The organism is Neorhizobium vignae (assembly GCF_000732195.1).
Classification (GTDB): domain Bacteria; phylum Pseudomonadota; class Alphaproteobacteria; order Rhizobiales; family Rhizobiaceae; genus Neorhizobium; species Neorhizobium vignae.
In genome coordinates, this window is sequence record NZ_JNNU01000006.1 from 140,255 (window position 1) to 153,249 (window position 12,995).

General features: G+C 62.4%; 12 protein-coding genes and 1 riboswitch. Of the genes, 5 read left to right on the forward strand and 7 right to left on the reverse strand.

Annotated elements, in window-relative coordinates; all coding sequences use genetic code 11:
• Positions 1–98: 98 nt before the first annotated feature.
• The 3 genes from fdxA (at position 99) to GQ59_RS11795 (ending at position 2,572) form a co-directional block, all read left to right on the forward strand.
• Positions 99–437 (forward strand): ferredoxin FdxA, encoded by a 339-nt coding sequence (gene fdxA / locus GQ59_RS11785; protein ID WP_037081359.1) that lies wholly within the window; start codon positions 99–101, stop codon positions 435–437.
• Between the two features lie 385 nt (positions 438–822).
• Entirely contained in the window at positions 823–1,395 is a 573-nt protein-coding gene (locus GQ59_RS11790; protein WP_037081360.1) for a CarD family transcriptional regulator, read from the forward strand.
• Positions 1,396–1,705: 310 nt separating this feature from the next.
• Entirely contained in the window at positions 1,706–2,572 is an 867-nt protein-coding gene (locus GQ59_RS11795) for an RNA polymerase factor sigma-32 (protein ID WP_037081362.1), read from the forward strand.
• A 14-nt stretch (positions 2,573–2,586) separates the two neighbouring features.
• On the opposite strand, the gene GQ59_RS11800 is transcribed toward GQ59_RS11795, so the two are convergent.
• A complete protein-coding gene (locus tag GQ59_RS11800) occupies positions 2,587–4,101 on the reverse strand; it encodes a M48 family metalloprotease (RefSeq protein WP_152564310.1) in 1,515 nt (504 codons plus the stop codon).
• Positions 4,102–4,425: 324 nt separating this feature from the next.
• Here GQ59_RS11800 and GQ59_RS11805 point away from each other — a divergent pair, with 324 nt between their 5' ends.
• Complete coding sequence (locus tag GQ59_RS11805) at positions 4,426–4,938, forward strand: winged helix-turn-helix transcriptional regulator (protein ID WP_037081366.1); 513 nt, start codon at positions 4,426–4,428, stop codon at positions 4,936–4,938.
• A 62-nt stretch (positions 4,939–5,000) separates the two neighbouring features.
• Entirely contained in the window at positions 5,001–6,350 is a 1,350-nt protein-coding gene (locus GQ59_RS11810) for an MATE family efflux transporter (protein ID WP_201772423.1), read from the forward strand.
• Here GQ59_RS11810 and GQ59_RS11815 read toward each other — a convergent pair whose 3' ends face one another.
• From GQ59_RS11815 to GQ59_RS11840, 6 genes are all read right to left on the reverse strand, one after another.
• Complete coding sequence (locus GQ59_RS11815; protein ID WP_037081370.1) at positions 6,351–7,058, reverse strand: thiamine ABC transporter ATP-binding protein; 708 nt, start codon at positions 7,056–7,058, stop codon at positions 6,351–6,353. It lies immediately after the preceding gene.
• Positions 7,051–8,670 (reverse strand): thiamine/thiamine pyrophosphate ABC transporter permease ThiP, encoded by a 1,620-nt coding sequence (gene thiP, locus GQ59_RS11820; RefSeq protein ID WP_037081371.1) that lies wholly within the window; start codon positions 8,668–8,670, stop codon positions 7,051–7,053. The genes GQ59_RS11815 and thiP overlap by 8 nt, the downstream gene beginning before the upstream one ends.
• Before the next feature lie 4 nt (positions 8,671–8,674).
• Complete coding sequence (thiB, locus tag GQ59_RS11825) at positions 8,675–9,685, reverse strand: thiamine ABC transporter substrate binding subunit (RefSeq protein WP_037081372.1); 1,011 nt, start codon at positions 9,683–9,685, stop codon at positions 8,675–8,677.
• Positions 9,686–9,724: 39 nt separating this feature from the next.
• A riboswitch (TPP riboswitch) is annotated at positions 9,725–9,832 on the reverse strand.
• 62 nt (positions 9,833–9,894) lie between these two features.
• Positions 9,895–10,344 carry a response regulator gene (locus GQ59_RS11830; RefSeq protein ID WP_037081373.1) on the reverse strand — a complete coding sequence of 150 codons (450 nt, stop codon included), beginning with the start codon at positions 10,342–10,344 and terminating at the stop codon, positions 9,895–9,897.
• Positions 10,345–10,503: 159 nt separating this feature from the next.
• Positions 10,504–12,324: an ABC-F family ATP-binding cassette domain-containing protein gene (locus GQ59_RS11835; protein ID WP_037081374.1), complete on the reverse strand. Its 1,821-nt coding sequence runs from the start codon at positions 12,322–12,324 to the stop codon at positions 10,504–10,506.
• Between the two features lie 3 nt (positions 12,325–12,327).
• On the reverse strand, positions 12,328–12,984 hold the full coding sequence (locus GQ59_RS11840) for a thiamine diphosphokinase (RefSeq protein WP_174459613.1): 657 nt from the start codon (positions 12,982–12,984) through the stop codon (positions 12,328–12,330).
• Positions 12,985–12,995 lie beyond the last annotated feature (11 nt).

Sequence of the window (12,995 nt, forward strand, 5' to 3'; positions counted from 1 at the left end):
TTTTTGCAGTTGGGTTTTCGCCTCTCCCGGCTTTCCGGTGTGCCGGCGCTTCCCATCCGTCGACGTGCCGCTGATCCGCGAAAGTCCTGGAGTGCCGCATGACGTATGTCGTGACCGACAATTGTATCCGCTGCAAATATACCGACTGCGTCGAGGTCTGCCCGGTCGACTGCTTTTATGAAGGCGAAAACTTCCTCGTCATCCATCCCGACGAGTGCATCGACTGTGGCGTCTGCGAACCGGAATGTCCCGCCGAGGCGATCAAGCCGGACACGGAACCAGGCCTCGACAAATGGCTCAAGATAAACACTGAATTCGCTCAGATCTGGCCCAACATCACGGTCAAGCGCGAGGCGCTGCCCGAAGCCAAGGAGATGGACGGAGTCGCCGACAAGTACGAGCAGTATTTCTCGGCCGAACCCGGCAAGGGCGATTGAGATTTGCCGCGACGGAATGGCTCGGGAGCCGTTTCGAATCACTTTGCCTTTTTGTTGGGCAGAGCGCAGTTGTAGCGCTCTGTGCACCTGCAAAAGCAAATTATTGATTTCCGCACTTTTTTGTGGTAGACAATAAGAACTGTTCCACAAGGCGGCACGTGCGTGCCCAAAAAACATCACGAAAGCAACAGACCACCCAAAGCGCGGTTTCCGTGACATTGCAACGCTTGAATGTTGTCGGTCGCAGTTCCCGATGGGTGTTTTTCGCTCGCGTTGGTCGGACCAGTATGGAGTGACCCGACGGTTTCCCCCGTCTCATCCGGGCCTGACAGACCCGGTTCCCCCGACCCGGCAATGGGTGAGTAACAGGGAGTTTGTGAAACGAATGACGACTCAGCAGAAAAAGACTTCTCCCGGACGCCAGGGCTTCAAGACTGGTGAATCGATCGTATATCCCGCTCATGGTGTAGGCACTATCTCTGCGATTGAAGAGCAGGAAGTGGCCGGCATGAAGCTTGAGCTTTTCGTAATCGATTTCGAAAAGGACAAGATGCGCCTCAAGGTGCCAGTCGCAAAGGCCGTCAGCATCGGCATGCGCAAGCTGTCCGAAACGGATTTTGTCGAGCGCGCTCTCAAGGTTGTTCAAGGCAAGGCCCGCGTGAAGCGCACCATGTGGTCGCGCCGCGCCCAGGAATATGATGCAAAGATCAATTCCGGCGATCTGATCTCGATCGCGGAAGTGGTTCGCGACCTCTATCGCGCCGACAACCAGCCGGAACAATCCTATTCCGAGCGTCAGCTTTACGAAGCCGCTCTCGATCGCATGGCTCGTGAAATCGCTGCCGTGAACAAGATGTCCGAAACCGAAGCCGTCCGCCTTGTCGAGGTCAATCTCGCCAAGGGTCCCAAGCGCGGCAAGAACATCGAGGAAGATGAGGCGCAGGAAGAAGCGGCCTGATCATCCATCCATAGTTCTCCCAAAAACCCGGCCTTCGAGCCGGGTTTTTTATTGGAACTTTTTGCCCGTCTCCGCGTTAATCCGCCGGAACGGCGAACTGATGTGCGTCGGTTTGCGTTCGGGACAGCTAAAGTGCGGGGCGGAAGATCGGTCTCTCGAGACGGTCGGTAATCCCCCCGCGGAACTCAAGACGAGGGGAGCAAAAGCGGCAGGATATTCACTCCATCATCGTTCGGGCTTGTCGCGTGCACGGTGTCCCTGGTTTGTGCCTCGCTGCTTTTGTCGGATCAGACCGTTCACGGAGAACACCATGACAGCCATGTCCGCAGACCGCACGATGATCAAGATAGCAATGTCCGCTCCATATCTCGCCCGGGAGGAGGAGCGCGATCTGGCGGTCCGCTGGAAGGACGATCAGGACCAGGATGCCCGAAACCAGATTGCCCTTGCGCATATGCGTCTGGTGATCGCCATGGCTTCGAAGTTTCGTGGCTTCGGATTGCCAATGAGCGACCTCGTACAAGAGGGCTATGTAGGGCTGCTCGAAGCGGCGGCAAGGTTTGAACCGGCCCGCGACGTGCGTTTTTCCACTTATGCCAGCTGGTGGATTCGCGCCTCGATGCAGGATTACATTCTTCGAAACTGGTCGATCGTGCGGGGAGGCACCAGTTCAGCGCAGAAGGCGCTGTTCTTCAATCTTCGCCGGCTGCGCGCCAAGCTCGCCCGCGGCGATTCCAATCTCACCGCACGGGCAATTCACGAGGAGATCGCAGTGGCGCTCGGCGTCAGCGTTTCCGATGTCCAGACCATGGATGCCCGGCTTTCCGGCAACGATTCCTCGCTGCAGGCGCCGTCGATCGCCGGCGATGCGGATAGCGGCGAACGGCTGGATATGCTGGCGAGTGCCGAACCGCTGCCGGATGAGCAGGTTTCCGGGATGATCGACGGCGAGCGGCGGCTGAAATGGCTGCAGGGCGCGCTCACCAAGCTCAACGACCGGGAAAAGAAGATTATTCGCGCCCGCCGCCTGACGGACGATGGCGCCACGCTCGAAGCGCTCGGCGCCGAACTCGGCATTTCAAAGGAACGTGTGCGGCAGATCGAAAGCCGGGCGATCGAAAAGCTCAAGTCGGCGCTGGTGTCGGCCAATCCGCAGATGGCTGCGGCCGCCTGCTGAGGCGGCCCCCGATCTCATTCGGAAATGATCTTGAACTTCTGGCCCGGGGAGATCGTCGCCCCGGCTGGCAGGGCGTTGATCAGCTTGAAGAGATCGAGCTTGCGATCCGTTCCCATTACGCGCGCCGATAGCGATGCGATGGTGTCGTCCTTGGTCGCCGTGACGATACGCACCCGCAGCGGCTTCAGCGTCGCGATTTCCTGAGGCGTCATCCGGCGGAAGGTTGAACGCAGGATCTCGGCAGTCGTATCGAGCGCCGGACTGCCCTTCGGCACTGCCGTCAGGAAACGGAAAATCTGATTGTCGACGCGGATAACCGTCACATCGAAATCCCAGCGTTCGGCGGAAGCCCGTGCGGTTGCCGCAGGCATGCCGTTCACCTGGATCTCCCGCACCGTGTCCGGCTGCAGGCCCGCGACCCAGCCGCTCGTCAGGTAGTTCGGCAGATTGTCGTTATCGCCCGCGGCAACGCCGTCGAAGCGGATCGCCGTTTCGCCGGGGCCGGTCGCCAGCACCGCTTCCACCTTGTTGTCGATGCGGAAGTCCGGCGGCACGTCGAAACGGATGCCGAGGCCGCCGTGCAGAAAAGTCTGGCCGCGGACATAGCCCTCCTGCGGGCTGTCGCCGTAGAGCAGGCCATCGATGCCGGCGATGTAATAATCGCGCCCCTTGTCGCCGACCGTGCCTTCCTGGCCAAAATTGCGGGCATGGCGGCGTGCGAGATCGACGCGCTGGGCGGAGTTCGGATGGCTCGACAGGAAGTCGAGGCTCTGGTCGCTGTCCGGATCGACCGCCGAATAGCGGGCATAGGCCGCCATCGAATCCAGGAAGCGAGCTGCCGCATAGGGGTCGTAGCCCGCTTCGCCGAGCATCCGCACGCCGATCACGTCGGCCTGCAGTTCCTGCTGGCGCGAAAATGCCGCGAGCCTGAGCTTGCCGCGGGCCAGCGCCTGCTTGCCGGCAAGATCGCTGGAGAGGACTTCGGCGACGACGCGGCTCGCGATCACTTCCGCCTCTTCGCGGCGCTGGCGTTCGATGCCGTGGTTGGCGGTGACGTGGCCCATCTCGTGCGAGAGCACGGCTGCGACTTCCGATGCGTCATTGGCAAGCGCCAGAAGGCCGCGCGTCACATAAAGATAACCGCCCGGCAGCGCGAAGGCGTTGATCGCCGGCGAGTTCAGGATCGTGATGCGGAAGGACTGGTTGGGATTTTCGGAAACGGCCGTCAGCGCGCCTGCGATGCGGGCGACCAGCCGCTCGGTCTTGGCGTCGCGATATTCGCCGCCGTAGCTGGCGACAATGCGCGGATGCTCGCGCGCGCCCATCTGCGCCCGCGGATCGTTCTTCTGAACCTCGTCGACGATCTGCGGCGAGTCGGAGGGAGAGACATTCGGCGTATAGGCCTGGTCGAAGAGCGACTGGCAGCCGGAAAGGATCGCACCGCTGAACAGCAGGGCGCCCACGGCCCGCCGGCCGGGCAGGGCACGGACAATCGTCCAGACAGCCGGGATCGCTGTGTCGCGCCTCATCGTCCTCGTCTTCCGCACCATTATTCCCAAGGTCCGCCATCCAGCTTGGCAGAGGTCCTCTCGATCCAAGCTGGCTCCTTCTCTATGTCGCTTAGCGATTTTCGCGTCGAATGCACAGATGCTCTTATTGAAATATGTCTTGCTGGTGCGTTTGCAATGAAAATCCCCGTTGCCTTTCCGCGATGCCACCGCGGCACGTCCAAATTGTGGCGAGTTCCATAACGGTCCGGCCTTCCCTGTCGCCAAACGTGATCACGCAAATAGTGACTTGCAAATTGCAATCTACTTGTGCCACAAGGCTGCGTCTCCGCGGAGCAGACATCTATGAAACGAACAGGTCCCCTCGACACCGGATGCCCGGTGTTGCGCAGTCTCAAGCATGTCGGCGAGGGCTGGAGCTTCCTGATCCTGCGCGATGCACTGGCAGGCACGACACGTTTCGACGAATTCCAGCGCAACCTCGATATCGCCCCGAACATCCTGACCAGCCGGTTGAAGTCGCTTGTCGAGTCCGGGCTGATGGAACGGCGGCGCTACTCCGAACGGCCACCGCGCGACGAATACCACCTCACGCAGCGCGGTCGCGACTTCAAGCCCGTGGTGCAGGCGCTGCTTGCCTTCGGAAACCGGCATTTTGCGCCGGAGGGCGAAAGTGTGGTGATCGTCAACACGGAGACCGGCGAGCAGGCCGATCCGGTGATGGTCGACCGTCGCAGCGGCAAGCCGCTCAACGATCCCGTCTTCACCAACGCGGCCGGTCCGGCTGCGAGCGAACGCATCCGTCGTCGCTACCCATCCGTGAACCAGTTATTGCAGCATAGAGAGGCTGATCGATGAGTGCCGTGACCACCGAAGCCGTCGAAGCGGCGCCTGCCTTCGAAGACCCGGACGCGGCGCCGATCAATCCACGGACCCGGCAGCTGCTGCAGGATCCGATCCTGCCGATGCTGATCAGGCTCGCATGGCCGAATATCCTGATCATGCTCGCCCAGGCCTCGACCGGCCTTATTGAAACCTGGTGGGTTTCGCATATGGGCACCGCGGCGCTGGCCGGCATGGCTCTGGTCTTTCCTGCGGTGATGCTGATGCAGATGATGTCTGCCGGCGGTTTCGGTGGGGCGATCTCGTCTGCCATCGCCCGCGCGCTCGGCAGCGGCCGGCGCGGGGATGCCGACTTGCTTGCCTGGCATGCCGTCGTCGTCAATATCGTGCTCGGGCTGCTGTTTTCGGCGGTCATGCTCGCCTATGGCCGGCCGATCTATCGGGCGCTCGGCGGCGAAGGCGCGGAACTCGAGGCGGCGCTCGTCTATTCCAACGTGGTGTTCGGCGGCATGGTGTTCGTCTGGCTGATGAACGGCCTGGCGAGCGTCGTGCGCGGCACGGGCAACATGCTGTTTCCGGCTCTGGTCACCTGTGTGGGGGCAGCACTCCTCGTGCCCGTCTCGCCGCTTCTCATCTTCGGCTTCGGCCCGTTCCCGGGGCTCGGTATTGCCGGCGGCGGCCTGGCTCTGGCACTCTACAGTTTCGGCGGCACCGCGGTGCTTGCCTGGTACATCCTCTCCGGCCGCAATCTCGTGCGCTTCGGCATCGGCCCGCTCCGCTGGACGATGTTTCGGGATATTGTCCGCCTCGGCGCTGCCGCGGCGATCAATTCCGTTCTCACCAATGTGACCATCGGCATTGCCACGGCTCTGGTGGCCACCAAAGCGGGTGTCTCTGCCGTCGCCGGTTTCGGTACCGGCGCGAGGCTCGAATATCTGCTGATCCCGGTGATCTTCGGCATCGGTGCGCCGATGGTGGCGCTTGTTGGCACCAATATGGGCGCCGGCCAGAAAGATCGCGCGATGCGCATCGCCTTCACCGGCGCCGCGATTGCCTTCGTCATCACCGAGGCGATCGGCCTGATCGCGGCGATCTTCCCGGTCGCGTGGATCTCGCTGTTCAGCGAGGAGCATGGAGCGATAGATGCGGGCGTCGCATATCTGCAGATCGTCGGGCCGGTTTATGGTTTCTTCGGCGGCGGGCTGGCGCTCTATTTCGCCTCCCAAGGCGCGGGCCAGCTGCTCTGGCCGCTTGCCTGTGGTTTTCTGAGACTCGCCATTGCAGGTCTCGGGGGCTGGGTGGCGCTGGAATTTACCGGATCGCTCAACGGTCTGTTCTTTGCTCTGGCAGCTGGACTGGTCGCCTATGGTGGGATCCTGTTCCTCGCCATCCGCTCCGGCGTCTGGTTCCGCGGAAAGGCTGCCTGATCAGCCGGAAAGAAATTCGGCGAGTGCCGGAATATCGCGCCGGGCGAGGAATTCCTCGGCCGGCGCCTGCAGCAGGATCTGTCCGCGGTCGATGAAGATCGCATGGTCGGCCAACCGGCCGACCTCATTCGGATCATGGGTTACAATCAGCACCGTATTGCCCGTCTCGCGATGAAGGTCGATGAGCAGGCCGGCCATCGAAAGCCTGAGCCCGGGATCGAGGGCCGCGAACGGCTCGTCCATCAGCAGAACCGGTTTTTTGCGCACCAGAGCCCGCGCGAATGCGGCACGCTGCCTTTCGCCACCGGAAAGCGTCCCCGGCATCCGTTTCTCAAAACCGCTTAAGTCCACGCGTTCCAGCGCCTGCGAGATCGCGGCCCGGTCATTGCCGGAAAGTTTGAGCGACGGGTTGATCCCGAGCCCGATATTGGTGGCGAGGTCCAGATGGGCGAAGAGGTTGTTGTCCTGAAAGACCAGCGATACGGGACGCTCCGAAGGATGTTTCCCCGTCACGTCCTCGCCGGCGATCAGAATATGGCCGCGGTCCGGCGTCTCGAAGCCGGCAACGAGATTGAGGAAGGTCGACTTGCCGGAGCCGGACGGACCGGTAATCGCCGTCACCGCGCCGGCTGGCACAGCGCAGTCGAAGCGGAATTCCCTGGTGCCGAGCTTCAGTTCGACCTTTTTCAGCACGATCCCGTCAGCCATGGCCTGCTTCCCTCCGGCCGGCGGTGCCGATCATCGTCAGCGCCAGGCAGATGATGCCGAGGATGAGCGCCAGTCCGTCGGCATCATCGGTGCGGTAGCTGGATAGCCGGCTATAGACAAGCCAGGGGAGGGTGGTGAGCTCGCTGGAGCCGAACAGCGCCACCGCGCCGAGGTCGCCGAGCGACAGCGCCATGGCGAAGGACAGCGCCGTCAGCAGCGGCTTCGCCAGAACCGGCAAATCGATCCTCCATGCCCGCGAAAAGTCTGAAAGGCCAAGGCTCGCCGACAGCCTGGCGGTCCGCTTGCGGTGCGTTTCCAGCGCCGGTGCCAGGACGCGCATCACGAAGGGAAGGGCCATCAGCATGTTGATGATCGCCACCAGCGCCGGGGCGAAACGGGCGACATCGCCGAATGGCCGCAGCATCAGGAACCAGCCGGTGCCGAGCACGACGGGCGGCACCAGCAGCACCAGCGAGGACATGCCACCGAGGGAGATGGAAAATGTCCTGGCAGTTCCGCCGGCCCGCTTCATGTCGGCGACCGCCCCGCGTCCTGCAATGATCGCCAGGGACGTCAGGACGGCCAGCAGGCCGGCGGAAAGCGCGATCACGAAACTGGTCCATGCGGCGCGCAGGAAGGCGGGGCTGGTGGCGAGGTTCCAGAGATTGGCGTGAACGCCCGCAGCGGCGATCGAGGCGAGCGGCAGGACCAGGAATGCAGTGGCGAGCAGAATGGCGCATGTGTCCCAGAGCCGTGCCGGCCATGTCCGGCCATCGAAACGGCGCGTCGCCCGGCCAGCCGTGATGCCGCTATCGTCAGGGGCTGGAAAAAGCGAAATGGCGATCAGGATCAGCGCAGTGATGCCGATCTGCAGCAGCGACAACGCAATGGCACGGGGCGGATCGAAATCGAAACGCAGCGATTGATAGATCGCGACCTCGAGCGTCGTCGCGGCCGGCCCGCCGCCGAGCACCAGGACGAGCGTGAAACTGGTGGCGCAGAGCATGAAGATCAGGCCAGCGATGCCGGGGATGACGCGCCGTGCCGCAGGCCACTCGATGAAACGGAAAACGGAAAAGGGTTTCATTCCCAGGCTGGAGGAGAGCAGCCAATATTCCGCCGGCAACCGTTCCAGTGCCGCGAGCAGCAGCCTTGCCGCGAGCGGGAGGTTGAAGAACACATGCGCGAGCAGGATGCCGGAAAGCCCGTAAATGCTGACCGGCTGCTCGAGCCCCAGCTTCAATAGCAGGCTGTTCATCACGCCCTGTCGTCCCCAGATGCCGATCAGGCCGAGCGCGCCGATCAGCACCGGCAGGCCCATCGGCAACGCCATAAGCCGGATGACCCACACGCGGCCCGGAAAGCGTGGGCGTCGTGCGAGCGCGAGTGCGACGGGAAGCGCGAAGACCACCGACAGCAGGGTCGAAAGAACCGCCTGCAGCAGGGTGAAGCGAAGAATTCGCCCGGTATAGGCGGTGAACAGCCGGCTTTGGGTGTTGCCCGCATCGAAAGACAGAAGGGCAACGATAGCGATACCGACGAAAAGGCCGATGCCGATCAGGCTCAGCAGCCCCCAGCCTATCCCGCGTCTCCGCTCGGCACGCGTCAGCATGGGATCAGTTCATGCTCATGGCGGTCAGCCATTCGTCGATCCAGGCCTGCCGGTTCCTGGCCACCTCGTCAGACCCCATCAGGAACGTCTTGGACGGCTGCACCAGCTTGTTGAAGGCGTCCGGAAGCGGCTGGGAGGTATTGGCGGCCGGCATCATCCAGTTGGTGGTTGGGATGATGTCCTGGAAGGCCGGCGAAACCATGAATTTCAGGAACTGTTTTGCCAGATCCTTGTCTCCCGTGCCCTTCAGCATGCCGGCGACCTCGATCTGGATATAGTGGCCTTCCGAAAAGGATGCGGCTTGATAGCGGTCGGTCTTCTCCTCGACCATGTGGTAGGCTGGCGACGTCGTGTAGGAAAACACCATCGGCACTTCGCCCTTGGTGAACAGGCCATAGGCCTCCGACCAGCCGGGCGTGACGGTCAGCACGCGTTTCCTGAGCTTCGCCCAGGCCTCCGGCGCCTTGTCGCCATAGACCGATTTCACCCACAGCAGCAGGCCGAGGCCGGGTGTCGACGTGCGCGGGTCCTCGATGGCGATCTTCTGCGCCGGATCGCCGTTCACCAGTTCCTTGAGGCTTCTCGGCGGGTTCTTCATCGTCTGCGTGTCGTAGACGACGGCGAAATGTCCGTAGTCGTAAGGAATGAACGTGTCGTCGCTGTAATTGCCGGGAACCTTGGCCGCCGAGGCGTCGAGCCCGTGGGGCTCGAACAGGCCTGTCGCCTTGGCCTCGGAGATCAGGTTGGTATCGAGGCCGAGTGCGATATCGGCGTCGGTGCCTTTGCCTTCCAGCTTCAGGCGCGTGAGAAGCGCCACGCCATCCGCCACGCCGACGAAATTGAGCTTGCAGGCGCAGGTCTTCTCGAACGTTTCCTTGACCTTGGGCCCTGGACCCCAATCGGAGATGAAGCTCTCATAGGTGTAGACGGTCAGCGTCTTTTCCTGCGCTTCGGCCGGCGCGGAAAAGGAAAGGGCGGCAGCGGCCGCGACGATCGAAAGAATGGTCCCGCGCATCAGCGCCTCCTCTTTTTGCTAACAAGGGGAATAGGCGCTGATAAAGAGCCGTCTAATCCCTCCGCCGGTGTTAACCGGATCAGGTTCCGCGGGTTGGCCAAAGGCCTCTCAGCCGCGCGAAAACAAGCGGCACCCCGTTAGAGCGAGATCAGATTTAGCGGTGAGGCGAATGGCTGGCAAGAGGCGCATTCGGCAGGAGCTGTATTGGCTCAGTGGTTCTGCGGAAACACTTTCAGTTCACGCGGAACAAGCGCCATGCCGCCGAGCCGGTTGGCAACGGCGTAATCGATGGTCTTCTCGACGACGTCAGGCATGACCGGTTTGGTGAGAACGCCGAGCGAGCCTTTGACCCCGCCTTCCACATCGTCCGGATTACCCGTCATGAAGACGACGGTGATGCCATATTGCTCGGCAAGCTCGCGGCCGATCTCCGGACCGGTCCGGCCGTCCGAAAGATTGACGTCCACCAGGGCGATATCGGCGTGAGCCGCGAGCGCCAGGGCGTGTTTGCGGGCATTGGCAAAACCGGCGACTTTCAGGCCCATGGCTTCGATCGTCTCGGCCACATCGAGCGCGATCAGAAACTCGTCTTCGACGATCATGACACGTTGATTCATCGCCTCAGTGGCCAGCCGACGACGCGTAACATTTGTCAGCATTGGATGCCCCCATTCGGTTGATCGGTTCCTGGCAGGCCGATCCGTCGCAGGGACAATTCGACCGTTGTTCATCCCCAGAACGTCTCGGGACATCATATGTTCCGGTCCGCGACAAATATTTTCTAAGCTAACTATTTGTTAAGCTTAATAAATCGCAAATTACCCCTCAATTTCCTCACGCAGCATTTCGAGCTCCAGCCATTCTTCTTCCATTTTGCTGATGCTTTGGCGCAGCTTTTCCATCTCCGCGGCCAGCTTGGCGAAGGCGGCAGGATCCTTGCTGAAGAGGTTGGGATCGGCCATTTTCTTCTCGCGGTCGGCGATCTCGGCTTCGGCCTTCGCCATTTCCTTCGGCAGGTTCTCAAGCGCGAATTTCTGCTTGAAGGAAAGCTTGCCTTTGGCCTTGGGGGTGCCGGAAGCCGGTGCCGCAGTATCGGTTTTTGCCCTGTCGGCTTTCTCCGTACGGCGCCTTTCCTCCAGCGCTCCCTTCCGTTGCGCCAGCATATCCGTGTAGCCGCCGGCATATTCGATCCAGCGGCCGTCCGGTGCGTCCGGATTGGCGGGGGCGATGGTCGAGGTCACCGTGCGGTCGAGAAAGTCGCGGTCGTGACTGACGAGGATGACGGTGCCGGTGTAACCGGCGACGATTTCCTGCAGCAGATCCAGCGTCTCGATGTCGAGGTCGTTGGTCGGTTCGTCGAGGATGAGCAGATTGGAAGGCCGGGCCATGATGCGGGCCAGCATCAACCGGGCGCGCTCGCCGCCCGACAGGTTCTTGATCGGTGTCCTGATCTGCTCCGGCTGGAACAGGAAGTCCTTCATGTAACCGGCCACATGGCGCTGTTCGCCGTTGACCAGCAGCGTCTCGCCGCGTCCATCCGTCAGATAATGGGACAGCGTGTCCTCGGGATCCAGGTCCTCGCGCTTCTGGTCGAGGGTGGCGATTTCCAGGTTGGTGCCGAGCTTGACGGTGCCGGTGTCGGGTGCCAGCTGGCCGGTCAGCATTTTCAGCAGCGTCGTCTTGCCGGCGCCGTTCGGGCCGACGAGACCAATGCAGTCGCCGCGATGCACGCGGATCGAGAACGGCGCGACGATCGGCCGGTCGTAGCTCTTGGTGATGTTTTCGGCCTCGATGACCAGCTTGCCGGATTCGCGGCCCTCGCTGACGGTCGCCTGGACTGTGCCCTGCGGTCCCTTGTGGCCGCGGTAATTGCCGCGCATCGTCTGCAACTCGCCGAGGCGGCGCATGTTGCGCTTGCGGCGGGCGGTGACGCCGTAGCGCAGCCAGTGTTCCTCGCGCTCGATCGCCTTGCCGAGCTTGTGCTGTTCCAGCTCTTCCGCCTCCAGCACTTCGTCGCGCCAGGCTTCGAACTCGCCAAAACCGCGGTTCAGGCGTCGTGACGTGCCGCGATCGAGCCAGACCGTGGCATTCGAGACCTTTTCGAGGAAACGACGGTCATGCGAGATCACCACGAGTGCGCTTCTCGTCTTGCGCAGCTCCTCTTCCAGCCATTCGATCGTCGGCAGGTCGAGATGGTTGGTCGGCTCGTCGAGCAGCAGGATGTCCGGCTCGGGCGCCATGACACGGGCAAGCGCTGCACGGCGGGATTCGCCGCCGGAGAGCGTGTTCGGATGTTCCTGGCCGGTCAGGCCCAGATGTTCGAGCAGGTAGGTGACCCGATACGGGTCGTCGCCCGGGCCGAGGCCTGATTCGGCATAGGCCTGCACCGTCGAATAATCGGCGAAATCCGGCGCCTGTTCCAGATAGCGGATCGTCGAGGAGGGATGGCGGAACACCTCGCCCGATTGCGGTTCGACCATGCCGGCGGCGATCTTCATCAGCGTCGACTTGCCGGAACCGTTGCGGCCGACGAGGCAGATGCGGTCGCCCGGCTCCACCTGCATGCCGGCGCCGGCGAGAAGCGGCGCGCCGCCGAAGCTCAGGAAGATATCGTCAAGTTTCAGGATAGGGGGCGCCAAAGCTTAGGCTCCTGTCATGTCATAGGGGCGGGCAAGGATCATCGCCTTGCCTTCCCTCAAATGGAAATCCACCCGGCCTTCCGCAACGTTCGAGACGGTGCGCGAGGAGCCGAAGGGAAGCGAGAAGTTGTCGAGCGGATAACGGGCGCCGATGATATCGAGCCCTTCCAGGCCCGAAAAACCGACGACGGAAAACAGCGAGCCCCTGGGCAGGTCGAGGTTTTTCGTGCCCGGCAGCAGCGGCAGGGCCTCTTCGTCACCCGACGTCAGCAGGATGTCGAGGCCGCGTTCCGCAAGGCTCATGGCGTGAAGCAAGTGTTGCAGCGCATGGTCGCTACGCTCGCCTCCGAGGGCGCCGACGAAGATCAGCCTCGTGGCGCCGCGCTCGATTGCCTCAAGCGTGGCGATCTCGCCGTCGGTCTCGGTCTTGGCGGGCGGGTAGGTTCGCCGCTCGACGTGCGGGAACTGCGCGATCAGCGCGGCATCCGAGGAGTCGAAATCTCCGACCCAGAGCTCCGGCTTCACGCCCAGCGCCACCGCATGGCGCATGCCGCTGTCGGCCGCGATGAAGCGGCTGCCGACAACGGTGTCCCGCAGGCGGTCGGTGACGCGCAAATTGCCGCCGAGCAGAATGGTGAAGGTCGAATGGCTCATGCGCATTGCCCATAGCG